Origin of the sequence: Candidatus Accumulibacter sp. ACC007, from assembly GCF_907163205.1 — a bacterium.
Lineage (GTDB): Bacteria > Pseudomonadota > Gammaproteobacteria > Burkholderiales > Rhodocyclaceae > Accumulibacter > Accumulibacter regalis.
The window spans coordinates 2,335,715-2,360,049 of sequence record NZ_CAJQUD010000001.1 but is presented as its reverse complement, the minus strand read 5'-3'; the positions used below and the strand labels follow the sequence as shown (position 1 = coordinate 2,360,049).

Here is a 24,335-nt window from a genome sequence, read left to right as displayed (position 1 = left end):
GCTGTCGGACGGCTGTGGCGGCCGCCCCTCATGGAAGCGAAAGGAGCAGCAGTGGTACGGGTCAAAAAGGACTTCCCGGGCGGGAGGGATCTGCCGGACGCCGCCTGCCACGGCGTGCCAACCCTGCGCCGGCGCCTTTACCCGGACGCCCTGCGCTGCCGTAAAGATGCTGTTCACGGCAATGGTCATCATCCCGCCTCGCCGGCAGCAAGGCGTGGACACGATGGCCGCTGAAAAACAGCGCCTGGCCGACGACAAGGCCGGTCGCGCCGACTGGCGTCGCTGGGGTCCCTACGTCTCCGAGCGGCAATGGGGCACCGTCCGCGAGGACTACAGTCCCGACGGCAACGCCTGGAGCTACCTGCCGCACGAGCACGCGCGCAGCCGTGCCTATCGCTGGGGCGAGGACGGCATTGCCGGTTTCAGCGACGACCGGCAACACCTCTGCCTTTCGCTGGCCCTGTGGAACGGCCGTGACCCGCTGCTCAAGGAAAGACTGTTCGGGCTGACCAACAGCGAGGGAAATCACGGCGAGGACGTCAAGGAGCTCTACTACTACCTCGATGCGACGCCGACGCATTCCTTCCTGAAGATGCTGTACAAATACCCGCAGGGGGAATTCCCTTACCGCCGGCTGCTGCACGAGAACCGGCAGCGCAGTGCGGAGCAGGCGGAGTTCGAGTTGCTCGACACCGGCCTGTTCGACGCCGACGCTTACTTCGACGTGTTCGTCGAGTACGCAAAGGCCGCAACCGACGACATCCTGATGCAGGTGACCGCGCACAATCGCGGCGCCGAGACGGCGAAGCTGTCGTTGCTGCCGCAACTGTGCTGCCGCAACACCTGGTCGTGGCGCGCGGGAACCCTGAAACCCACCCTCTCGGCAGCGGCCGGCGGCGTCAGCATCGAACACCCGGAGCTGGGCAGCTTCCGCCTCGACTGCGATGCCGACGGCGATTGCGCACCCACACTGCTTTTTTGCGACAACGAAACCAACGCCAGGCGCCACTTTGATCAGCCGGAAGCGACGGGTTTCTTCAAGGATGCCTTTCACGAGTACGTCGTCGAGGGCAGGATCACGGCGGTCAATCCCGCGCAGACCGGAACCAAGGCCGGAGCGCATTACTCACTGAGCGTGCCGGCAGGTGGCAGCGTGCGTGTGCGGCTGCGCTTGACGGCGAGCGCACCAGGCGGGAAGCGCGCGCCGCCCTTCGCCGACTTCGATGCCATCTTCGCACGCCGGCGCGGCGAAGCCGATCGCTTCTATGCCGACCTGCAGCGCGAGATCGGCGATCCCGACGCGCGCCTGGTCCAGCGCCAGGCCTTCGCCGGGATGGTCTGGAGCAAGCAGTTCTTCCACTACGACGTCGAGAAGTGGCTTGCCGGCGACCCCGGCCAGCCAACGCCTCCGCCGGCGCGCAAACACGGCCGCAATTGCGACTGGAAGCATTTCGCCAGCGCCGAGGTCCTGTCGATGCCGGACAAGTGGGAGTATCCGTGGTTCGCCGCCTGGGACCTCGCATTCCACTGCCTGCCGCTGGCGGTGATCGACGCCGAGTTCGCCAAGGCGCAGTTGGTCCTGTTGACCCGCGAGTGGTACATGCATCCCAACGGTCAGCTACCCGCGTACGAGTGGGAGTTCAGCGACGTCAATCCGCCGGTGCACGCCTGGGCGGCCTTTCGCGTTTTCCAGATCGACCGCCGCCAGCGCCGCGAGGCTGAGCAGGGCGACCCGTCCGACCCCGGCGACCTGGTCTTTCTCGAACGCGTCTTCCAGAAGCTGCTGCTCAACTTCACCTGGTGGGTGAACCGCAAGGACGAACAGGGACGCAACATTTTCCAGGGAGGCTTCCTCGGGCTCGACAACATCGGCTGCTTCGACCGCAGCAAGCCCTTGCCGACCGGCGGCTTCATCAACCAGGCAGACGGCACCAGCTGGATGGCCATGTTCTGCCTCAACCTGCTGCGCATTGCGGTCGAGCTGGCGGTCCACAACCACGTCTATGAGGACATCGCCAGCAAGTTCTTCGAGCACTTCCTGGCCATCGCCGGCGCGATCAACGGCGTTGGCGACGAATCACCCGGCCTCTGGGACGAGGCCGACCAGTTCTACTACGACCACCTGAGCCTTCCCGACGGACGCAACATCCCCTTGCGCGTACATTCCATCGTCGGCCTGATTCCCCTGCTTGCCGTGCAGCCGGCGGACCTCGAACTGGTCGAGCAATTGCCCGAATTCTCGGCGCGCATGGAGTGGTACCTCGAGCATCGTCCCGAACTGGCCGCGCTGATCTCGAACTGGCACGTCCCGGGCTGCGCCAATCGCGTTCTGCTGTCGCTGCTGCGCGGCCACCGCACCAAGGCCCTGCTGCGCCGGATGCTCGACGAGAGCGGCTTCCTGTCTCCCTACGGGGTGCGCGCGCTCTCGAAAATTCACCAGAACGAACCCTTCCGCGTCGATGTCGGCGGTGCGAGCTACGAAGTCGACTACTGGCCGGGTGAGTCGCGCAGCGGCCTGTTCGGCGGCAATTCGAACTGGCGTGGACCGGTCTGGATGCCGATCAACTACCTGATCATCGAGTCGCTGCAGCAGTTTCACCACTACTACGGTGACGATTTCAAGGTCGAGTGCCCGACCGGATCGGGGAAGCTCCTCACCCTCAAGGAGGTGGCCAACGAACTGAGCCAGCGCCTGACGGGCCTGTTCCTCAAGGGCGAAGACGGCCAGCGGCCGGTGCTCAAGACGCATCCCAAGCTGGCGACCGACCCGCATTTTCGCGACTGCATCCTGTTTCACGAGTATTTTCACGGTGACGATGGTCGTGGCCTGGGCGCCGCCCATCAGACCGGCTGGACCGGCCTGGTCGCGAAACTTCTGCAGCCCGGCAGCAGCCAGTTCGAGGAACTGCCGCTTGCCCGGGCGCCAGCAAGGCCGGCGCCAGCGAGCGAGGAAAGACAATGAGCAACGACTACGACGTCATCATCATCGGCAGTGGCGCCGGCGGCGGCACGCTGGCGCTCAAGCTCGCCCCGTCGGGCAAACGGATCCTGATCCTCGAACGTGGCGACTATCTGCCGCGCGAAAAGCAGAACTGGGACGCGAACGAGGTCTTCGTCAGAAATCGCTACGTTTCCCGCGACACCTGGCATGACCGGGACGACAAGCCGTTCCAGCCGGGCGTTCACTATTTCGTCGGTGGCGCGACCAAGATGTATGGCGCGGCGCTCTTCCGCCTGCGTGAGCACGATTTCACCGCGCACCGCACGGCCGACGGCCTGACTGCCGATTGGCCGATCGCTTACCGCGACTTCGAACCGTATTACACGCAGGCCGAGCAGCTGTATCAGGTACATGGCCAGCGCGGCGACGATCCGACCGATCCGCCGGCCAGCGCGCCCTATCCCCATCCGCCGGTCAGCCACGAGCCGCGCATCGCCGAAATCGCCGAGGGCCTGCGCCGCGCCGGCTATCACCCGTCGTATGCGCCGAGTGCGATCCTGCTCGACGAGGCCGACCGGGCGAACAGCCGCTGCATCCGTTGTGATTCCTGCGATGGCTACCCCTGCCTGGTGCACGCCAAGGCCGACGCCGAAGTCATCGCCGTTCGTCCCGCCCTGCAGTACCCCAACGTCAGCTTGTTGACTGGCGCGCATGTGCAGCGACTGGAGACCAGCGCCAGCGGCCGCGAGGTGAGCAGGGTGATCGTCGACCGCAACGGCGGGCGCGAGGAATTCACCGCTGGCGTGGTGGTCGTTTCCTGTGGCGCGGCCAACTCGGCGCGGCTGCTGTTGATGTCGGCCGGCAGCAAGCATCCGCGTGGTCTGGGTAACGGCTCGGACATGGTCGGCCGCCATTACATGTTTCACAACGCCATTGCGCTGGTTGCGCTGTCCCGGCGCGAGAACAGCACCGAGTTCCAGAAAACGCTGACCATCAACGATTTCTACCGCGGCGCACCCGACTACGAGTTCCCGCTCGGCAACATCCAGATGCTCGGCAAATCCAAGGGGCCGATGTTCAGGGACGATGCGCCCAGGTTGGCGCCGGGGTTCACGCTCGATCAGATGGCCAGGCACGCGGTGGACTTCTGGCTGACCAGCGAAGACCTGGCGCTGCCAGAGAACCGTGTGACGCTGAATCCCCGGGGCGAGATCAAGCTGCACTACGAGTTCACCAACCTCGAGCCCCTCGCTCGCCTGCGCCGGAAACTGCAGTCCATGCTCGAAGACATGGACATGCACCCGCATCTGATCCCGAACAACCTCTATTTCGGCAAACACATCCCGATCGCCGGTGTCGCCCATCAGGCGGGTACCTGCAGGTTCGGCAGCGACCCGGCCAGTTCGGTGCTCGACGTGAACTGCAGGACGCACGAAGTCGACAACCTCTACGTCGTCGACACCAGCTTCTTCCCCAGTATCGGCGCGGTCAACCCCTCGCTGACGGCGATCGCCAACGCCCTGCGCGTCGGCGACCACCTGCTCGAACGTCTGCGCTGAGAGGGGTGGCGATGGCACAGCGCAGCGAAATCGCGGCCGTCTATCTGGCCGGCGTCGCTCAGGGCGTCGCCCTGGTGACCTTCCCGGCGGCCAGCGCGGTGTTCACCGCCGCCGCCGGCTACGGGCTGTCGAGTACCGAGTACGGCGGCATGTTCGTGCCGCAGGCGATCACCGCCATCGGCGCCTCGCTGCTCGGCGCCGGCCTGGCGCGCCGGCTCGGCGCGAAGCGCATCTACCTGCTCGGCCTGCTCGCCAACCTGCTGGCCATGGCGCTGCTCATCGTCAGCAGCCTGGTCATGCGTCAGCACACCCTGGCCTACGGGCTGCTACTGCTCGCCACGGCGTCGCTGGGGGTCGGCTTCGGGTTCACCGTGCCGACGCTGAACACGCTTGCCGCGGCCTTTTTCCCGCAGCGGGTGGACCGGGCGGTGCTCGGACTGAACGCCCTGCTCGGGCTGGGCACCGCGCTGGCGCCACTCTTCGTGGCCCTGTTCGTCGGGCTGGGAATCTGGTGGGGCCTGCCGCTACTCGTCGCGGTCGCCCTCGTCGGGCTGCTGCTTTTCAGTCGGCGCCTGACATTCTGTGCCGGCGCGCCGGCGATCGGCGGCGGGAACGATGCACCGATGAGCAGCGGCCTGCCGGCGCGCTTCTGGCTCTTCGCCGCCTTCGCGCTGCTCTACGGGGTCTGCGAAACGATCAACGCCAACTGGGCGTCGCTGTACATGAGCCGTGAGCTTGGCGCGAGCGCGACCATGGCCTCGCTCGCGCTGACCGTCTTCTGGGGATCGGTGACCGGCGGACGCATGCTCTTCGCGGCCATCGAGAGATTCCTCCCGCCACGGCGAAGCTGCCAACTGCTGCCCTGGGTCGTCGCGGGTGCGCTGATCGGCGCCGCTTTGCTGCCCAGGAGCGACCCTCTCCTCGGCATTGCCACTTTCGCGCTGGCCGGTCTCGGTTGCTCGGCGCTGCTGCCGCTGGCGATCAGCTTCGGCCAGCAGCAACTGCCGGGCATGGCCAGTTCGGTGGCCGGCGGGCTGATCGCCTTCTACCAGATGGGTTACGGTATCGCGGCTTTCGGCGTCGGACCGCTGCAAGGCCGGCTCGGACTCGACTTGAACGTCATCTATGGCGCGACGACGGCGGTCGCGCTGGGCCTGGCGGCGCTCGCCGTTCTCGTCGTCCGCAGCCCGCAACGCAGGCCGAGCGGGCCGTGAAACGTCGCGCCCGGCGACGAGCGCGAAGACCGACCACCCTTTGTGCAGACCATGATTCCCATCGGAAAAGGAAAACGAGCATGAACCTGAAAGGAAAAGTCGCCATTGTCACCGGCGGCAACAGCGGCATCGGCCTGGCCATCGTCCTCGAACTGGCCCGCCAGGGCGCCAACATCGTCATCGACTACGTCGTCCATCCGGAGACCGCCGAAGCGCTGGAACGGGAGGTTCGCGCCCTTGGCGACCAGGCCATCGGCGTGCACGCCGACGTCAGCCAGGTGGCTGAGCTGGAAAAGCTGATTGCCGCCGCCGTCGATGCCTTCGGTCGCGTGGACATCATGGTCAACAACGCCGGCGTGGAAACGCGCACGTCGATTCTCGATACCAGCGAGGAGCAATACGAAAAAGTCATGGCCATCAACCTGAAGAGCGCCTTCTTCGGCACCCAGCTGGCCGCGCGCCAGATGATCAAGCAGGGCGGGGGCGGCCGCATCATCAACATCACCTCGGTGCATGAAGACTGGCCGATGCCCGGCAACACGCCCTATTGCCTGTCCAAGGGCGGCATGCGCATGCTCACGCGCACGGCGGGCGTTGAACTCGCGCCGCACGCGATCCTCGTCGTCGGCGTCGGTCCGGGCGCCATCGCCACGCCGATCAATACCGCCACGATGAACGATCCCGCGCTGCTCAAGAAACTCGACGACGCCATTCCACTGGGCCGCATGGCGCAGCCGTCCGAGATCGGCAGCGTTGTCGCCTTCCTCGCTGGCGACGGCGCCAGTTATGTCACGGCGACGACCATTTTCGCCGACGGCGGCATCATGCAGGGAAGTCCCGGCCTTTAGCAGGGGAACCGCCATGGAACTCGATCCGGTTGTCCTGTCGCGAATCCAGTTCGCGTTCGTCATCAGCTTCCATATCATCTTCCCGGCCTTCACCATCGGGCTGGCAGCGTGGTTGGCGACCATCGAAGGCGCACGCCTGTTCACCGGCAACGCGCTGTACCGGCGGGTCTTCGACTTCTGGCTCAAGGTCTTCGCGGTGTCGTTCGGCATGGGCGTGGTCACCGGCATCGTCATGGCCTTCCAGATCGGCACCAACTGGAGCGTGCTGGCGGCGAAGACCGGCTCGATCCAGGGCCCGCTGCTCGGCTACGAGGCGTTCACCGCCTTCATGCTCGAAGCCACTTTCTTCGGCGTCATGCTGCTCGGGCGCGAGCGGGTGTCGCCGCGCTTCTATTTCTTCGCCTGCTGCATGGTCTCGCTGGGAACCATGTTCTCGTCGTTCTGGATTCTCGCCAACAACAGCTGGATGCAGGTGCCGCTGGGCCATGAAATCATCGACGGCAGGATCGTCCCCGCCGACTGGATGCAGATCGTCCTCGGCCCGGTGCAGATGGTGCGCTGGCCGCACATGCTGCTCGCCGCCTTCCTGACCAGCGCGATGTGCGTCGCCGCCACCGGCGCCTGGTACCTGTTGCGCAAGGTGCACCGCGACGAAGGCCGGGTGATGCTGCATTGGGGGCTGGCCCTGGTGGCGCTGCTGATCCCGGTGCAGCTTTTCTTCGGTCACCTGACGGGGCTGTACGTGCTCAAGCACCAGCCGGCCAAGTTTGCGGCCATCGAAGCACGCTGGAAGAACGAGCAGCCGGCCAGCGAGGTGCTCATCGCCTGGCCCGACGAGGCCAACGAGCGCAACCTGTTCGCGATCACCGTACCCCGGCTCGGCAGCATGATCGCCTCGGGCAACTGGACATCGGCCGAGGTCGGGCTGGAATCGTTTGTCAAGGAAGACCGCCCGCCAGTGGTGATCCCGTTCTTCGCCTTTCGCATCATGGTCGGCATGGGGCTGGTGATGCTCGCCGTCTCGTGGTTCGGCAACTTCCTGCGCTGGCGCGGCCGGCTGGAGACGACGCGCTGGTACCTGTGGTGCACCTACCTGTCGTTTCCGACCGGTTTCATCGCCGTGCTCACCGGCTGGTACACCGCCGAGGTGGGCCGCCAGCCCTGGGTGGTCTATGGCTTGCTGCGCACCAGCGACGCGGTCACTCCCTCGCTGAGCACCGGCGACGTGGCTTTCTCTCTGGCCGGCTACGTGCTGGTCTATGCGGTCGTGTTCAGCTTCGGGCTGCACTACATCTACTGCCTGCTGCGCGACGGCCCGGGGCCGGAGGCGAAGCCGGTCAGCGGAGCCACCGGCCGCCGGCCGCTGGCCTTTGCCGGGCATCCCGACACCGCCACCGGCCGCGGCGGGAGGCAAGCGCCATGAGCGAGCTTCCGCCCAGCAACCTGGCGCTGTTCTGGGCCGGGGTGATCGCCCTGGCGATCATGGTCTATGTCATCCTCGACGGCTTCGACCTGGGCGTCGGTATTCTGTTTGGGACCACCGCCGACGAGGCCAGGCGCGTGTCGATGATGAACACCATCGCCCCGTTCTGGGACGGCAACGAGACCTGGCTGGTGGTCGTCGGCGCCGGGCTTTTCGCCACTTTTCCGACGGTCTATGCGGTGTTCCTGAGCGCCTTCTACATCCCGGTGCTGCTCCTGCTGTTCGGCCTGATTTTTCGCGGCGTCGCCTTCGAGTTCCGCTACCGCAGCCAACGCCTGCGCTGGCTGTGGGACTGGGGTTTCTCCATCGGTTCGATCGTCGTTGCCTTCGTGCAGGGTGCGGCGGTGGGCGCGATGATGCGCGGCATCCGTGTCGTCGACGGCCAGTACGCCGGCGGCTCGTTTGACTGGCTGCATCCGTTCGCCGTACTCACCGGCGTCGGCCTGGTGTTCGGTTACGCCCTGCTCGGCGCCGGCTGGATCGTCTTCAAGAGTGACGGCGCGCTGCGCGACTGGGCCTACGCGCGCATCGGCTGGCTGGTGGCCATCGTCTTCGTGATCATCGCCACCGCCTTTGCCACCGTGCTGGGGGTCGATGCCGGTGCCGTGGCACAGGGCCATCTGGCCGACCGCTCCTGGGGCTGGGCCTTGCCGTTGCTTGGCGTGCTTGCCTTGTTGGCGGCAGCATGGGGTGCGCGTGTCAGGCGCGATGCCTGGCCCTTCGCTTTCAGCGCGCTGTTTTTCGTGGCGGCGTTCCTGACCCTGGGGGTGATGTTCTGGCCGTACATGGTTCCCTACGCCATCACGGTCGGCAACGCCGCCGCGCCGGACGCCTCGCTGCGCTTCCTCTTCTATGGCGGCGTGGTGGTCCTGCCGGTGATCGCCGTCTACACCATCGGCGTGTACTGGGTGTTTCGCGGCAAGGTGCGCGGCGGCTACGGTTGACAGGGCAGGGCGCGCATCCGTTGCGGCCGCCCGGTCAGGTGCCCCGCGGATGGCAGGCGCTGCGCTTGGGCAATCGCCGCTGCTACGTCCCGCTGTAAGCCGCGTAGGCCTGCCAGGCGGCGACCAACGCCAGGATCAGGAAAAAGGCACCGCTGATCCGGTGCAGCAGCGCGATCGGGATTCTTTGCAGGAGGGTGCGACCGGCGACGATTCCCAGCGCCGACGTGGCGGCCAGTGCCGCGGTGGCACCGAGCCAGACCGCGGCCGGAACCTGAGTGCTGCTCAGGGCCACCACCGCGAGCTGCGTCTTGTCGCCGAACTCGGCCACCGTCAGCAAGAGGAAGGTGGTGAAGAAAATGCCCTGGCCGCTTTTCTCCTCGACTTGTTCATCGTCTGCGTCGTCTTTGGCGCGCAAGGCATGAATGCCAAAGAGGGCGAACAGGATGGCGACGATCGTGCCGACGACGTAGGGCGGCAACCAGTTGGCAATGGCCACCCCGAAGACGACCGCCAGCGTATTGAGCAAAGCGAAGGCGGCCAGTGCGCCGAGCATCACCGGTGCCGGCCGGTGCCGGGAGGCCAGGGTCATGCACACCAGCTGGCTCTTGTCGCCGATTTCGGCGGCGGCGATCAGGACGAAGCTGGTTGCCGTCGTGGCCGACAGCTCGACCAGGTTGCCGGTGCTCAGCAGGGAGGCAAAGGATTCCATGGGGCTCTGCGCGTTGTCGATCGGGGTTTCCGGAAAGGGCTCACGGAAGCGGCCTGCTCACGATGGCAGAGTTCGCTGATCGGCGCGCCGCAAAGTGCGCGAGTATACCCGTTCGCGGCAAGTCCGGAGGCATATCGAGAGCACGAATTGACAGATATTGACAGATATCGGCCGCCGCTCCGAAACCCGCCCGGAGACCCCTCCAGCAGGAGCAGGGCTCGCGACCAGTACAGTGCAATGCCATCGACGCCGGGATTGCCGGTGTTGCCTGGTTGCGGCGACAGGCCGGTCTACCTCGCCCGGCTGCCCGCCGTTGCGCGGTGGACGTAGAAACTCTGCGGCGCGGATGTGATCAGCAGCTTTCCCGAGCGGTCCATTATCGACACCTGGAGTTGATGCTCGACACTGTCCGTGGCAGCTGCCTGCCATTGCGCCGGGCTGATCTCGAACTGCGACGTGGTGTACGTGCCGGGCAGCGCGCCACCATCCAGACTGACGACGATGGCGTCACCCTGATCGGCCCGCAGCGCCGGCTGGATGGCGAGCCGAACCGGGATCTGGCCGGTGTTCGAGTGGATCGTTCCGCCGCTTGCCGGCTCGGTGATCGCCAGCGACTGGTAATGGGCAGCGACGGCCTGGGTCTGTGCGGGCGGTTTCGGCGCCGCTGGCGGCGAGTCGCTGAGGTTGATCGGCGGCAAGGTTACCTCGGTCGCCCCCGGGCTTGGCAGGTCCCGCCCCTGGCTTGGCAGGTCGGAGAAGACGGGGCCGTCCTTGCCGGGCGTTTCGTAGATTGGCTGCGCCGCGGCGGCCGCTGCGGCGAAAATCCCCAGGAGAAAGTAATGAACAGTCTTCATGTCGATCATCCAGTTGTGCTGCGGGTCGTGCCGGTCTGGCGACAGGCAATATAGCACGTTGCCACTGACCGTCGTTGCGTCGCCCGGTCGCTCTCTGCCGGTCGAGAAGCGCGGCAATTGCACCCGCCGCTGAGCGGCGTCTGGCATTTTTTGCGGCGAACGTTGGCGACGCGGAAAACGGCAGCCGGCGCGGCGAGTGGCGGCGCAGGTGATATTCTTCCGGCCGAAGACGGTGTTCTGCCGCCAGCCGCGAAATTCAAGCCAGCTGGCACCGGCGAGCGCACCAGCAGCCAACGCCTGCAACCCGGGAAAGGAGCTCCAAGGCATGGACTATCGCAAGGAATTTGTCGTCAACCCCAGGAAGAAGCTCAAGCTGGCCAGGATCGACCCGGCGCAGAGCGGCGGGCACGCCTCGAACGAAGCGGCGCAGCCGGAGATCACCAAATACGTCACGCGCATGGCCGAGTTGCAGGCGCTGCTCTATGCCAACGCCGACCGGTCGCTGCTCGTCGTGCTGCAGGCGCTTGACGCTGCCGGCAAGGACGGCGTCGTGCGCCACCTGTTCAGCGGCATGAATCCGCAGGGGACGTCGGTGTTCGGCTTCAAGCAGCCGAGCGCCGCCGAAGCGGCGCACGATTTCCTGTGGCGTGCGCACCAGCGAACGCCGGGCAACGGCGAAGTGGTCGTTTTCAACCGTTCCCACTACGAGGATGTTCTGGTCGTGCGCGTGCACGGGCTGGTCCCCGAATCGGTGTGGTCGAAACGCTACGCCCTGATCAACGACTTCGAAAAGCTGCTCACCGAGAACGGCACGCGCATTCTCAAGTTCTTCCTGCACATCAGCCCCGAGGAACAGCTCGAACGTTTCAAGCAACGGCTCGACGATCCCGCCCGCAACTGGAAAATCAGCGAGTCGGACTACTCGGAGCGCGAGCTGTGGCCGCAGTACGTCGAAGCGTATGAAGAGGCTCTGGTCAAGACAAGTACCGCGCATGCGCCGTGGTACGTCATCCCGGCGAATCACAAGTGGTTCCGTAACCTGGCGGCTTCGCAGATCATTGCCGAGACCATGGAGGAGATGAAGCTCAAGCTGCCGCCGACGCGGGTGGACCTCGAAGACGTGCGCCGCAAGTATCACGCCGCAGCGGTGGCGCAGGAGAAGCGAAACGGCAAAGGCTAGGGTGCTGTTGCACGCAGTGTGGAACCGAAGAATGCCAGCGACGACAGCGTTTCAAGCGCTGAAAGTCGCGTCGGAAATGCGGCGCCAAACGCACCCGAACGTCATTGCGAGGAGGCGTGGCCGACGTGGAAATCCAGAGGGTTTGTTTTTCGCCGGGCTGATGTGGCGCAGCAATAGTCAGAGAATGGAACTGGATTGCCGCGTCGGCTGCGCCTCCTCGCAATGACGGTGGGTGCCGGCTGGGTGCCGGGTTGCCCACTGACTTCAGGCTTTGTGAAGGTCTCGTCAAGAGGGCAGCACTACATGAGCAGCAGGGAGCCCGGGGCGGGCGAGGGAGGGGGACGATGACAGAGACGCGCGAGGGCAGTGGCTTCCGCTTGCCGATCCTGCAGGGCATCCTGCCGATCGACCGGGCAGGCGTCAGGCGCGACATCATCGCCGGCTTCACCCTGGCCGCGCTGTCGATTCCCGGGACCATGGGCTACACCAAGATAATCGGTACGCCGGTGATCACCGGCCTGTACACCATTCTCATCCCGATGAGCCTGTTCGCCCTCTTCGGCTCGTCGCGGCACCTGTCCGTCAATGCCGATTCGGCGACCGCGGCGGTGGTCGCCGCCGGTCTCGCCGGCATGGCCGTGCAGGGCTCCAGCGAGTGGCTGGCCCTGTGCAGCCTGATCGCCCTGATGGCGGCGGCGTTCATGTTCCTCGCCCGGGTGATGCGGCTGGGCTTCCTCGCCGACTTTCTCTCGCGCACCGTGCTCACCGGCTTTCTCACCGGCGTTGGCGTGCAGGTATCGCTGCTCGAGGTTTCCGGCTTGCTGGGCCTTTCGCGTATCGGCAACCATCCCCTGGCGCAGATCGTGCACGACCTGAAGTCGGTCGGGGAAACCAATCCCTATGCCGTCGCCGTTTCGCTCGCCGTGTTGGCCATCATTGTCGGTGGTCGAAGGATCTCGCCGAAGATCCCCGGCGGACTGATCGCCGTGCTCGCCGCCATCGTCGTCAGTTGGGCGCTGAGTCTGGATACCCACCTCGAGACCCTTGGCGCGGTACCCAGTGGCCTGCCGACACTGGGATTGCCGCAGGTCGACTGGAGCTGGCCGCTGCTCTGGAAGCTGATGCCGATCGCGCTGGCCTGTTTCGTGGTCATCCTCTCGCAGAGCGCGGCCACCTCGCGTGCCTACGCCGCCCGCTTCAGCGATCGCTTCGACGAGAACGTGGACATGGTCGGGCTGGGAATGGCCAACGTCGGCGCCGGCCTGTCCGGCACCTTCATCGTCAATGGCAGCCCGACGAATACCGAGATGGTCGCCAGCGGCGGTGGCCGCAGCCAGATTTCTCAGCTCACCACCAGCGTCATCGTGCTCCTCGTCCTGCTCTTCCTGACCGGGCCGCTGGCGCACCTGCCGACCGCCGTCCTTTCGGCGATCGTCTTCCTGGTGGCACTGAAGATGATCGACGTCAAGGGCATGACGCGCATCTTCGTCGAGGCGCGCGCCGAGTTCTGGGTGGCCTTGCTGACCGCGGCAACGGTGGTCGTCGTCGGTGTCGAGCAGGGCATCGTCCTGGCCATGGTCCTGTCGCTGCTCGATCATGTGCGCCGGGGTTACCGCGGCAACAATTCGGTGATCGTCGCCGACAAGCGCAGGAAAGGCTGGCAGATGGTCCCGGTGAGCACGCCGCGGCAGATTGCGTCCGGCGTCCTGGTCTACCGCTTCAGCCACAGTCTGTACTACGCCAACGCCGCACAGTTCGCCGAGGAGGTGCTTTTCCTGGTCAAGGCCAGGGCACAGCCACCACTGGCCTGCCTGTGTGTCGAGGCGGCGGCGATCGGCGACGTCGACTTCTCGGCAGCGGCGATGCTGCGTGATACCGGCCAGGCACTCAGGGAGCAGGGAATCCGCATGGTCTTTGCCCACCTGTCCATGGACGTGCGTGCGCAATTCGAACGGCATGGAATCACGGAGAGCCTGGGCGAACACGCCATCTACGGCTCGATCCACGCGGTCGTCGCCGAGTACGAGGCCCAGCCCGGCAAGGGCGAGGCGGCGGCCGCGAACGGGAGCGCTGCGCCGGCCTGAGCACGGCGGCGTGGGAGTTTCAGGCGAACGCTGGACGAAGCCCCTGCCACCACCGGCAAGCGAACAGGGCCATGCGGGGGCAGGGCTGTCTTTTTGCCGACCCACACCGTCAGTTCGGGGCGGCGAAGCCGACGCGGCAACTGGCTGCGTAGGTGATATCCTTCCGGCCGAAGAGGGCGAGCGGTTGCGGTCGCAATTCAAGCGATTGCCCTGGCATCGCGGACGCGGTGCAGTACGCACTCCGATCACTGTCACTCAACCCAGCTAGGAGAACGTTTCATGAGCAAGCTCGTGGTAATTGCCTACGATGATCAATTCCGGGCAGAAGAAGTCCGCACCAAGCTGCGCAAGCTGCAGCAGGACCACCTCGTCGATCTCGAGGAGGCGCTTGTTGCCGTCAAGGACGGCCAGGGCGAGGTCACCCTGCTGCAGATGTACCAGCCGGCCGCCGTGGTCGAAGCGAGCAAGGGTTTCTGGAATACGCTGGTCGGGGCCATCGTCATGGACCCGGTGCTCGGCATGGCGAGCGACGTGCGCGGCGGCGCGATCAGGGGTGCGCTGGCCGGCGCCGGCGTCGACGAGGAATTCCTGAAGGATCTCGCGGCGACGTTCAAGAACGGCAGTTCCGTGCTCTTCGTCCTGGTCCGTCAGGCAGATCCCGACAAGGTGCTGGAAGCACTGCAGGGCACCGGCGGCAAGCTCATCGAGACGACGCTGTCGCACCAGGACGAAGCGAAGCTGCAGGCGGCTCTCAGCGCCGCGCCGGCGGTCGGCTGAGCGTACGGCAGGCGGCGGTCAGTCGGCACGCCGCCGCCATTCGCCGGCAATGGCGCCCCGCTGACGGCAGATGAACAGGCCATGATTCCTTCGTATCGCGACACCCATGCTTCAGGAGAACACACTATGAAAACACGCCTGCTGGTCTGCGCCGCAGCCATCTGTCTCGCTTCGCCACCGCTCGCCGCCCAGCAATGGTCCTGGGACCCCGTGAAGGACGTCGAGAACGTCCTGCCCGCCGGCGTACCGAACGAAGGAAAGATCATTCAGGGCAGGCACCAGGTTCGCGAGATGTCACAGGATGCGCTGAGCTCGCTCTACGAGATCGCGCCGGGGGCGCAGCGGGCGATCGAACGTTCGGCGGGCTATGCCGTTTTCAGCACCTTCGGCATCAAGCTCTTCTTTGCCGGTGGCACCACCGGCAAGGGCATGGTCGTCAATCAAATGACCGGTCGCCAGACCTTCATGCAGATGGCGCAGGTGCAGGGCGGGCTGGGCTTCGGGGTCAACAAGAACCGCCTGATCTTCGTCTTCGCCAGCGAGCAGGCCCTGCGCAACTTCATCGACCAGGGCTGGGACTTCGGCGGCCAGGCCAGCTTCGCGGCGATGGACCGCGGTCAGGGCAGCATGTTTGCCGGCGCCGCGTCGGTGGCACCCGGCGTTTACCTGTACCAACTGACCGAGAGCGGGCTTTCGGCCACGCTCACGGTGTCGGGGACAAAATTCTTCAAGGACGCCGACCTCAACTGAGTCCTTCGCGCTGCATCGCCGTTTCGTTCCTCAACCATTCGTTTCGCTGGCAATCTGCGCCGCAGGTCGGGCGCAGGTGCCAGCGGACGCCACTTTCACTGCAAGGAAACATCCATGAGATTCATCAAATCCCGAGTCCTGCTCGCCAGCGCCGCTTCGCTGCTCGCCCTCAGCGCCTGCAACTCCGAGCAAAAAGCCGCTGCACCGGCAGTGAAGGAAGCCGCCGCGCCGGTGGTGCAGGAAGACGCCGTGGCGACCGTGAACGGCACCGCCATCACCAAGGCGCGTGTCGACATGATCGTCAAGCAGGGCGCCAGCACCGGCCAACCGGACACTCCCGAAACGCGCAGGGGGATCATCGAGCATCTGACCGTGCAAATGCTGATCGCCGAGGAGGCGGTGAAGAAGGGACTGGACAAGATGCCCGAGATCAGCGACCAATTCGATATGCTCAGGCAGTCGATCCTGGCCAACGCCTATGTCCAGGACTTCATCAAGACCAATCCGGTCAGCGACGAAATGCTGAAAGCCGAATACGAGCGCATGAAGGAAATGGCCGCCGGCAGCGAGTACAAGGCGCGCCATATCCTGGTCGAGACCGAGGCCGAAGCCAGGGACATCATCGCCAGGCTGAAGAAAGATCCGGCAGCGTTCGAAAAGCTGGCCAGGGAAAAAAGCAAGGATCCCGGCTCCAAGGCCAATGGCGGCGAGCTGGGCTGGTTTGACACGGGCTCGATGGTGCCGGAGTTCGGCAGCGCAGCCAGCAAGCTGGAAAAGGGCAGCTTCACGCAGGAGCCGGTGCACACCCAGTTTGGCTATCACGTCATCCTGCTGGAAGACACCCGGCCGGTACAAGCACCTCCCTTCGACCAAGTGAAAGCCGATCTGGCGCAACACCTGCAGCAGCAGCAACTGACGAAACTGCTCGACGATCTCAAGGCCAAGGCCAAGATCGCGATTATCGAAGCGTCAGCCCCGGCCGCGGCGCCGGCAGCCACCCCGGCGGCAGCGCCAGCCCCGGCGCCTGCAGGCGCCGGCAAGTAACCCCTGCTCGTGGTGTAGTGCTGCACGCCGGTTGAAACTCGAGACTTCCCGCCGGCCCGTCATCTTTTGCGCGGCTTTCGGAGTTGGTGAAAGTCTCGTCAGGAATGCAGCACTACACCCGCCGCCCCACCCCGTCATTGCGAGGAGGCGCAGCCGACGTGGCAATCCAGTTCCATCCTCTCACTCGTTCCCGCCACATTGACCTGTTGATCACGCGAAAAGCCAAATCTCTGGATTGCCGCGTCGGCTGCCGCCTCCTCGCAATGACGGTTGGGGGGCGGATGGTGGCCGGAAATCCCGTCACGAATGCCGTACGGCGGGTGCGCCTAGCCGGCGCTGCTCAGTAGCGCGCCCTGACGGCGCACGCGGCCGAGCGCTTCGAGGGTGTCGACGATTTGCGCCAGGCGTTTTTTCCACGCCCCCTTGCCGGTGAAGCGCGCCGCCAGTTCGGTTTCCGAAAGCGGTGCCGGCGCGCCCGCCAGTGCGGCGGCGACGGCGGCGACCTGCTCGGGCAGCGCGGCTGGCCAGGGCTGGCGTGCGGTGGCGCCGGCCGGAACGGCGGCGGCGAGCGCCGCCTGTTTTCCTGCCGCATCGTCGATGGCCAGCGACGACTGGCTGGCCACTGCCTGCGGGTGCTGGTATTCCGGCCGCAGCCAGCGCACCTCGCCACGCGCTTCCTCCGCCACGCGTTCTGCGTTCAGCGCCACCAGGCGGACGAGCAGGGTTTCGCTGGCCGCGTCTTTCTGCGCCGGGTCGGCGAGCGCCGCACGGAGGTCGCTCCATCCGTAGGCGTCGAGAACGGCGGCGTCGAGTTCGTCGTGCAGCGTCTTCAGCACGCTGACCAGGCCCTGCTCGTGGATCGTCTTTTCCTTGGCAGCGAGTACGTCGCCGCGGCGCAGTTTTTCGAGAACGTTGTACATGCCGGTCAGCGTCAGAGTGGCGTGAGCGGCTTGCTGGCGCTTGCGATGGGCGTCGAGTTGCTCGGCAAGGTCGCGGATACGGGTGGCTTGGTCGGGGTTGGCGACGGGGAAGGGGAAGGGTTCGAAGCAACGGGATTTGTTGTAGCGCGGGTCGTTCCCCATACCCAAGCGGCCGCCGGCAGCAAGTGCCCAGACGACATGCACTCGGCTCGATAGCACACCGAGAAAATAGCTATCGGCGAGCGCGATGCCTATAAGCATGTGATCTGGTGCAATGTTGGCTTCGAGGAACTGAAAGACGCGATGCTTGGTGGTTTCTACCGTGGCGATGTAGCGCGGCAAGCCAACCATCGCAGCGCGCAGTGTCTTACGCACCTCGCCGAACAACCACCAGTGTTCGCGAAGGCGCGGGCGGTTATTGTGGTCGCGCTCCGGTTTCACATGCTCAAGCACCCATTGATAGCTGGCTGGCCAGCGGTGACGCACTTGGTCGGCATCGTGACCGAAAAAGTCGATAAGCAGCACGTCGCGTGGTCGGTCGGTCAGGTCGCGGCCATTCCGGTAGGGCTTGGTCGGAGCATCGGCGTCAAGGCGTGAAGCATCTTGGGTTGTAACGATGAACCCCGAGCTGGCAAGCATGAATCCGTTGGTGGAGATGCGACTGTTTGCCAACAACGGTTTTGCCGATGCCACGTTTGCGCCGACACGCAAGTCGGCATGTAGCAGGCCGGACTGCTCGTGCAGTGTCACCTCCAGCCCGTCGCCCTTGCCTTCGCACTCGGCGGTCACGCTGAGCAGTCGGCCTTCGCTGCTGCCCTGCGTTCCGACGGTCATCGCGATGCGTACGGCGGCGCCGTCGGCGCTATCGATCCACGGGTGGTCGGGCACCCCGAAAGCAAGCGACATGCCGTTTGTAAGCGCGGCTTGTACGTAACCGGTAACTCCGCGGCGTTCTTCCCAGGCGCGGCGCTGGCGTCGACAATTTCCTCATTGACACGCGAGAAGATGAGGAGGTCAAGATGGCAACGAATCAAGAGAGCCGGCGGGCACGGCGTAGCGCGGACGAGTGGCGGCAGGTGCTGTCGCGATTTTTCGGCAGCGGTTTGGCGGTGGAGGCCTTCTGCAATCGCGAAGGCATCAGCGATACCAGCTTCTACCGGTGGCGCAGCCGACTGGGCGCGCCGATGGGCCGATGCGACGCCTTGGTCAACTCGGCGTCGACAGGCTTCGTCGATGTCGGCCCGCTGCAAAGCGAAACCGGGCGGTCGGGACGTATCGAGCTGACCCTGGATCTCGGCGGCGGCCTGCAGCTACACCTGGTGCGCGGCTGATGTTCTTCCCCGAAGGCCAGATCCGGGTGCACGTCTACGGTCGTCCGGTCGATCTGCGCAACTCCTTCGACGGCCTGTACGCACTGACTCGCCACGCGCTGGGTCAGGACCCCTTGAGCGGACAGCTGTTCGCCTTCTTCAACCGCCGCGCCACGCAGGTGAAGGTCCTCTACTGGGATCGCACGGGTTTCTGCTTGTGGGCCAAGCGCCTCGAAGCCGGTCGCTTCGTCTCCGACTGGTCGAAGGTGAGCACGCGGGAAACCGACTGGACCGGCCTGAAGCTCCTCCTGGAAGGCATCGAGCCCAAGCGCTTCAAGAAGCGTTATCAGCACCCGAAAAACAGCAAGAAATGTACATAAAATGTATGTTAAACAGCGTCTTGAAGACGACTCCCGCGGTATAATAGCGGCATGAATCCGGCGCTTGCGACCCCTTTCCCAAGCCTCGACGAGGCGGCCGCACTGACCCCGCAACAGATCGTCGAACTGATCGGCGCCCTGCGCCAGGAAGTCACCGCCCTCAAACAGCAACTCGACTGGTTCAAGCGCCAGCTCTTCGGGCAGAAGAGCGAACGACGCATCGAGACGGGTCCGAATGGCCAGATGAGTTTCGGCGAGTGTCTTCCACCGCCGACGCTACCGGCACCCCCGGGCCAGCAGGTAGCCGCCCACACCCGCAAGCCAGCGACCCGCCGCCAGGACGACGAAGCCGTCCCGTTCTTCGACGAGTCACGCGTGCCGGTCGAAGTCATCGAACTCGCGGCTCCGGAAACCGACGGCCTTACTGCGGAAGAGTACGAGGTGATCAGCCACAAGGAAAGCTATCGCCTGGCGCAACGGCCGGGAAGCTACGTGGTGATCAAGTATCGGCGGCCGGTGGTCAAGATCAAGGCCAGTGAAGCGCTCGTTTGCGCCGCCGCACCGGCCGGGGTGATCGACGGCAGCCGGGCGGACGTGAGCTTCGTTGCCGGCTTGCTGCTCGACAAGTTTGCCTACCACCTGCCGCTGTATCGCCAGCACCAGCGCCTCGCCGACGCCGGGATCACGGTCAGTCGCCCCTGGCTGACGCAGATCGCGCAACAGGGCATCGCCCTGCTCGAACCGATCTACGAGGCCCAGTTCGCCTCGATTCGCGAGTCACGCGTCAAGGCCATGGACGAGACGCCGATCAAGGCCGGACAGGCGGGACCGGGCAAGCTGAAGAAAGCCTTCTTCTGGCCAGTCTATGGCGAACTGGACGAAATCTGTTTCCCGTTCTTCCCGAGCCGGGAGATCAAACACGTCGAGGCGGCGCTGGGACTGACGCCTGCCGAACGAGCGGTCCTCTTGTCCGACGGTTACCACGCCTATGCGCACTATGCGACCAGGACCGGGATCACCCATGCCCAGTGCTGGACGCATACCCGCCGCAACTTCTTCGAGGCACAAACCGTCGAGCCGGAAGCGGCGGGCCAGGCGCTGGAACTGATCGGTGCGCTCTATCAGGTGGAAGAATCCATCCGGGAAGAGAAGCTCTCTGGCGCCGGCAAGCGGGACTATCGCCTGGCGCATGCCAGGCCGATCGTCGAGCGCTTCTTCGCCTGGATCGGCGAACGCTTCGCGGCCCAGGGGCTGCTCCCCAGCAATCCGCTGACCAAGGCGCTCGCCTATGCGCGCGACCGACGATGTGGACTGGAGGTCTTCCTCACCGACCCGGACGTGCCCATCGACACCAACCACCTCGAGCGTGCCTTGCGCGTGATCCCGATGGGGCGCCGCAACTGGCTGTTCTGCTGGACCGAACTGGGCGCCAGGCAGGTGGGGATCATCCACAGCCTGATCGCCACCTGTCGATTGCACCAGATCGACCCGTACGACTACCTGGTCGATGTGCTACAGCGCGTCGGCCAGCATCCGGCAGAGCGCGTCCGGGAACTCACGCCTCGTCTCTGGAAGCAGCTCTTCGCGGCCGATCCACTTCGCACGCCTTTGTACCGCCTCGGCACGTAGGGCCTGACGCCGCGTAGTTACCGCTTACGCTTGTACGACGCGGCGATTGAAGGCTTGCGTCAGGCTGTTGGTGGTGATCAGCCCGAAACGCTGCACCTTGCCCTGGGCGACCAGTTGCGCGGCGTGGTGCCACCAGAACATGACCAGGTCGGCCGACTCGGGAACGTCATTCCAGGTCTTGCGTAGCGCCTCGGCGTAACCATCACCGAGCGCATCGCGCATCCGTTTGTTACCGATGAACGGCGGGTTGCCGACGATGTAATCGGCCTGCGGCCAACTCGCCTTGCGCGGATTGACGTAGCGCTGCAGTGGCGTGCGGGCGTTTTCGTCGGGCACCTGCTCGCCGGTCACCGGGTGCGCCTTGGTCGTCACGCCGTCCCAGCGGCTGACCGGCACGCCGCGCTCGTCGAGCACGGTTTCAACGCCGTCGCAGGCCAGCACGGCGTCGCGGCATTCGATGTTGCGGAAATCCTTGAGGATCGGCTGCGGCGGCAGGCCGCTGCCGCTGGTGCGGAAGTGCCATTGCAGGTAGCCGATCCAGAGCACCAGTTCGGCGATGGCGGCGGCGCGCGGGTTGAGTTCGAGGCCGAGGAACTGGTGCGGGTCGACGGTCAGGCCTTCGGCTTCGAGGCGTTGCTGGCCGCGCCCGAAGGCGTGCAGCTGGTCGAGCACCTCGCCTTCGAGGCGCTTCATGTGTTCGAGCGTGACGTAGAGAAAATTCGCCGAGCCACAGGCCGGGTCGAGGACGCGAATCTGGCACAGGCGGTGGTGGAAGGCGTCGACCTCGGCGCGCGCGGCGTCGAGTTTGCCTTCGTTGGCGAGGAGCAGCGCCGCCGCCTGGACGTTGCGCCATTCGCTGCGCAGCGGTTCGACGACGGTCGGCAGGACGAGACGTTCGACGTAGGCGCGCGGCGTGTAGTGGGCGCCGAGCGCGTGCCGCTCGCTGGGCGACAGCGCACGTTCGAGCAGGGTGCCGAAAATCGCCGGTTCGACCTGCGTCCAGTCAGCGTGCGCGGCCTGCAGCAGCAGGCCGATCTGCTCGCGGTCCAGGGCGATGACTTCCGGCTGCTTGAAGAGCTTGCCGTTGAAGCGCGGCAGCGTCGCGCGCAGGACGACCGAAAAGCCGCCGGTGTCCATCTCGCGCCACAGCGCGGCGAGCAGCGGGACGAATTGCTGCGGACTGTTCTGCAGCGTTTCGAGCAAGGTGGTGAACGCGCCCTGGCCGTTCTCCCTGGGCAGCAGGCCGACGTCTTCGGCAAACATCGAGAACAGGCAGCGGGTGAGGAAACCGGCGACGAGTTCGGGGTGATGGCCGGCGCCTTCGAGTGTCCGGGCGATGCGCGCCAGATGGCCGGCAATCTCGCGCGTGACCCGCGCCGAGACACGCGTGGGGTCGAGCGCCAGCGGGTCGCGCCACAGCATCTGCAGGCGCTCGCGGAGGCCGCGTTCGGCGAGGTCGGCGAGGCGGATGCGGTGCGAGCGCGGGTCGGGGAAGGGCGTGTAGGTGGCGCCGGAGCGCGTGAAGTCGGCGTACAGCTCGATGACCTGGCCGACATCGACGACGATCAGGAACGGCGGCCGGCCCTCGTTGGCAGGCAGCGCGCGGGCGTAGCCTTCGGCCTGGCCGCGCGCCCGCTGCAGGGCGTCGTCGAAAGCCTTGCTGGCGACGTCGAGGCGGATCTTCTTGGCTTCGAGAACGAAATGGCCGCGCTTGTAGCAGTCGATGCGGCCATTCGACGAACTGCCGTCACCGTGGCGAAAACTGACCCTGCGCTCGAAGACGTAGGCGTTGTCGCGGGTGTCGTCGCGCGCCGGGTCGGGGGAGGGGACGTCGAGCAGCCGGCAGAGGTCGGTGACGAAGAGCTGGTAGTTGGCCAGCTCGGAACCGTCGGCCGTTCGCCAGCGGGCGATGAAGGCGGCGGCTTGCGCCGTCTCGGGATCGGCGCTCGGGCTGGGTTCGGTCATGGGCCGGGATTATGACATGGAGGATGGCGTCGCGGCGCGCCGGCCTCCCGTCAGTGTCGTGCTGCCGTCTTGGCCAGGCTTTCGGCAGGCATGACAGCGTCGCGGGGGCGTCGTGGTGGCCGAAAGTCCGACGTCACATCAGCCCGCCCGTCATTGCCAGGAGGCGCAGCCGACGTCGCAATCCAGAGGTTTGGCTGTTCTCCGGGTCGATGCGCTGAAAAGGCAGTGAGAGGGTGGCACTGGATTGCCGCGTCGGCTGCGCCTCCTCGCAATGACGGCGGGTGGGGGGTGAGGGGGATGGTGGCCGTGACTCCACTCACGAGTGGCGCACAGCAGCGGGCTCGTTTCGCCACCCATCGAGTGCGTCGAGCGTGGCCTGCAGGGTCGGCAGCAGCACGATGCCGGCCTTCGGCGTCGCGCGTTGAGCACCCGTGCCGCCAACCCACAGGTCGATTGCCGCGGGCAGCATCTGGCGCAACTGGCTGACCAGCGTAGCGACCTGTCGTCCCGGGAAAGCAGCGGAAAGCGAGATGGCGACGATGTCGGCCCGGTGGGCGCGGGCGGCCATTTCGATGTCGACCAGTGGCGTTTGCGTGCCCAGCGAAATGCAGGTCGCGCCCTCGAGTGCGAGCAGGGCCTCGACCATCAGCAAGCCGAGCACGTGTTGTTCGTCGGGCGGCGTCGTCAGCAGGATGCGCGGCGCGCCGCCAGCGGCCGGCAGGTTGCCGATCGCCTGCCGCAACAGCGACCTGATCTGCTCGCTGTACAGGTGCTCCTCGAAAACCTCGAACTCGCCGCTCATCCAGGCTTCGCCGACGGCGTCATTGAGCGGCGCGACCACGTCGATGACGAAACGCTGCAGGCCGAGCCGCATCATCGCCTGGTTGAGCAGCTGGCGGAGCGCCGCAACGTCGTTCGCCTTGACCAGGGCGAGCGTCTGGCCGATCACCGCTGCGTGCTGCCCGGAGTCGTTGCGCGGGGGCGATGCGCAGGCCTTGCTCAACTCGGCAAACTCTTCCTCGCTGGCGGCGCACAGGCGGCCGGGGCGCAGGCCCTGGTCGATCAGGCGCTTCATCACGCGTAGCCGATCGACCTGCTCGGCAGGATAGGCGCGTTCGCCGTGCTCGTCGCGAGTCGGCTGCGGGAAGCCATAGCGGCGCTCCCAGACGCGCAGGGTGTCCTTGCCGAGACCGGTGTCGCGCTCGACAGCGCCGATGTTCATGACTGGAAGCTTGTTCATATCGTGCCGGGAAGTGGTTGCAGGAAGGGCGCTCATGGCGTAGACGTTTGCCGAGCAAGTTAGCCTAGATGTCTCAAATTGTCCAGGACATTTAACGGGTTCGCAGCGCCGCCGCTTCTTGTGTTGCCGAGGTGGAAAAAGCGCTGGAGAAGTCTATGGCGGGTCGAGCCTGGTCGGGGACCTTCGTCTGACCTGCGGCAAGGTCGATTCGCGAACCATCATTCCTGACGCGACTCGATAGATGTCCTGGACAAAAAGGGCGTAAAGGCCTTGACACATCGACGATGCGTCAATATATTAGAGGGCATGTATTTATGTCCTGGACAAAATAATTCTTGGGGTATGCGTTTCAGCGCCGACCGCGGCCGGCAAGGTTCGGCGCCAACGGTCGCTGAGCGGCTGAAACTCGCCCATCAACTGCTCCGGATGGCAGTGAGCCGGCTGCCGAGAGCGATTGCCGACGTTATCGGCCCCTGGTTTATATGTCCTGGACACGAAGGCCCA

19 protein-coding genes are annotated in these 24,335 nt (G+C 65.5%); 14 read left to right on the top strand and 5 right to left on the bottom strand.

Translation table 11 applies throughout. The features are described 5' to 3' along the window. The first annotated feature begins 223 nt into the window (after window positions 1–223). The 6 genes from QZ634_RS10320 to cydB all read left to right on the top strand — a co-directional run bounded on the left by QZ634_RS10320 (window position 224) and on the right by cydB (window position 8,989). Complete coding sequence (locus tag QZ634_RS10320) at window positions 224–2,962, top strand: glucosidase (RefSeq protein ID WP_291987847.1); 2,739 nt, start codon at window positions 224–226, stop codon at window positions 2,960–2,962. After that, window positions 2,959–4,500, top strand: a complete 1,542-nt coding sequence (locus tag QZ634_RS10315) for a GMC family oxidoreductase (protein ID WP_291987846.1) — start codon at window positions 2,959–2,961, stop codon at window positions 4,498–4,500. The genes QZ634_RS10320 and QZ634_RS10315 overlap by 4 nt, the downstream gene beginning before the upstream one ends. Before the next feature lie 11 nt (window positions 4,501–4,511). Beyond that, window positions 4,512–5,714 carry an MFS transporter gene (locus QZ634_RS10310; protein WP_291987844.1) on the top strand — a complete coding sequence of 401 codons (1,203 nt, stop codon included), beginning with the start codon at window positions 4,512–4,514 and terminating at the stop codon, window positions 5,712–5,714. Between the two features lie 80 nt (window positions 5,715–5,794). Continuing rightward, entirely contained in the window at window positions 5,795–6,562 is a 768-nt protein-coding gene (locus QZ634_RS10305) for a glucose 1-dehydrogenase (protein WP_291987842.1), read from the top strand. Window positions 6,563–6,575: 13 nt separating this feature from the next. Next, window positions 6,576–7,985 carry a cytochrome ubiquinol oxidase subunit I gene (locus QZ634_RS10300; RefSeq protein ID WP_291987840.1) on the top strand — a complete coding sequence of 470 codons (1,410 nt, stop codon included), beginning with the start codon at window positions 6,576–6,578 and terminating at the stop codon, window positions 7,983–7,985. After that, a complete protein-coding gene (gene cydB / locus QZ634_RS10295; protein WP_291987838.1) occupies window positions 7,982–8,989 on the top strand; it encodes a cytochrome d ubiquinol oxidase subunit II in 1,008 nt (335 codons plus the stop codon). Before QZ634_RS10300 ends, cydB begins: the two co-directional genes overlap by 4 nt. A gap of 82 nt (window positions 8,990–9,071) precedes the next feature. Here cydB and QZ634_RS10290 read toward each other — a convergent pair whose 3' ends face one another. Together QZ634_RS10290 and QZ634_RS10285 are read right to left on the bottom strand one after the other, a co-directional pair. After that, the gene (locus QZ634_RS10290) at window positions 9,072–9,698 is read right to left on the bottom strand and encodes a TMEM165/GDT1 family protein (protein ID WP_291987836.1); all 627 of its coding nucleotides are present in this window, start codon (window positions 9,696–9,698) and stop codon (window positions 9,072–9,074) included. 290 nt (window positions 9,699–9,988) lie between these two features. After that, a complete protein-coding gene (locus QZ634_RS10285) occupies window positions 9,989–10,879 on the bottom strand; it encodes a hypothetical protein (RefSeq protein ID WP_291987834.1) in 891 nt (296 codons plus the stop codon). Between QZ634_RS10285 and QZ634_RS10280 the strand changes: the two genes are divergently transcribed. The 5 genes from QZ634_RS10280 (at window position 10,878) to QZ634_RS10260 (ending at window position 16,387) form a co-directional block, all read left to right on the top strand. Continuing rightward, on the top strand, window positions 10,878–11,732 hold the full coding sequence (locus QZ634_RS10280; RefSeq protein ID WP_291987832.1) for a polyphosphate kinase 2 family protein: 855 nt from the start codon (window positions 10,878–10,880) through the stop codon (window positions 11,730–11,732). The two genes, QZ634_RS10285 and QZ634_RS10280, sit on opposite strands and share 2 nt — an antisense overlap. Before the next feature lie 344 nt (window positions 11,733–12,076). After that, a complete protein-coding gene (locus tag QZ634_RS10275) occupies window positions 12,077–13,816 on the top strand; it encodes a SulP family inorganic anion transporter (RefSeq protein WP_291987830.1) in 1,740 nt (579 codons plus the stop codon). A gap of 279 nt (window positions 13,817–14,095) precedes the next feature. Next, a complete protein-coding gene (locus QZ634_RS10270) occupies window positions 14,096–14,593 on the top strand; it encodes a DUF1269 domain-containing protein (protein WP_291987828.1) in 498 nt (165 codons plus the stop codon). 126 nt (window positions 14,594–14,719) lie between these two features. Next, window positions 14,720–15,343, top strand: a complete 624-nt coding sequence (locus QZ634_RS10265) for a YSC84-related protein (RefSeq protein ID WP_291987826.1) — start codon at window positions 14,720–14,722, stop codon at window positions 15,341–15,343. Between the two features lie 114 nt (window positions 15,344–15,457). Next, a complete protein-coding gene (locus QZ634_RS10260) occupies window positions 15,458–16,387 on the top strand; it encodes a peptidylprolyl isomerase (RefSeq protein WP_291987824.1) in 930 nt (309 codons plus the stop codon). A gap of 326 nt (window positions 16,388–16,713) precedes the next feature. On the opposite strand, the gene QZ634_RS10255 is transcribed toward QZ634_RS10260, so the two are convergent. Beyond that, a complete protein-coding gene (locus QZ634_RS10255) occupies window positions 16,714–18,213 on the bottom strand; it encodes a type IIL restriction-modification enzyme MmeI (protein ID WP_291987822.1) in 1,500 nt (499 codons plus the stop codon). Between the two features lie 113 nt (window positions 18,214–18,326). On the opposite strand from QZ634_RS10255, the gene QZ634_RS10250 reads away from it, so the two are divergent. Genes QZ634_RS10250 through QZ634_RS10240 form a run of 3 tightly spaced genes read left to right on the top strand, consistent with a single transcriptional unit; the run spans window position 18,327 to window position 20,626 of the window. After that, complete coding sequence (locus QZ634_RS10250) at window positions 18,327–18,638, top strand: IS66 family insertion sequence element accessory protein TnpB (protein WP_291985082.1); 312 nt, start codon at window positions 18,327–18,329, stop codon at window positions 18,636–18,638. Further along, a complete protein-coding gene (gene tnpB, locus QZ634_RS10245; RefSeq protein WP_291987820.1) occupies window positions 18,638–18,997 on the top strand; it encodes an IS66 family insertion sequence element accessory protein TnpB in 360 nt (119 codons plus the stop codon). Before QZ634_RS10250 ends, tnpB begins: the two co-directional genes overlap by 1 nt. A 51-nt stretch (window positions 18,998–19,048) precedes the next feature. After that, entirely contained in the window at window positions 19,049–20,626 is a 1,578-nt protein-coding gene (locus tag QZ634_RS10240) for an IS66 family transposase (RefSeq protein WP_291987818.1), read from the top strand. A 24-nt stretch (window positions 20,627–20,650) separates the two neighbouring features. Here QZ634_RS10240 and QZ634_RS10235 read toward each other — a convergent pair whose 3' ends face one another. Continuing rightward, a complete protein-coding gene (locus QZ634_RS10235; protein ID WP_291987816.1) occupies window positions 20,651–22,591 on the bottom strand; it encodes a DNA methyltransferase in 1,941 nt (646 codons plus the stop codon). A 316-nt stretch (window positions 22,592–22,907) separates the two neighbouring features. Further along, window positions 22,908–23,831: a MerR family transcriptional regulator gene (locus QZ634_RS10230; RefSeq protein ID WP_291987814.1), complete on the bottom strand. Its 924-nt coding sequence runs from the start codon at window positions 23,829–23,831 to the stop codon at window positions 22,908–22,910. Window positions 23,832–24,335: the final 504 nt, after the last annotated feature.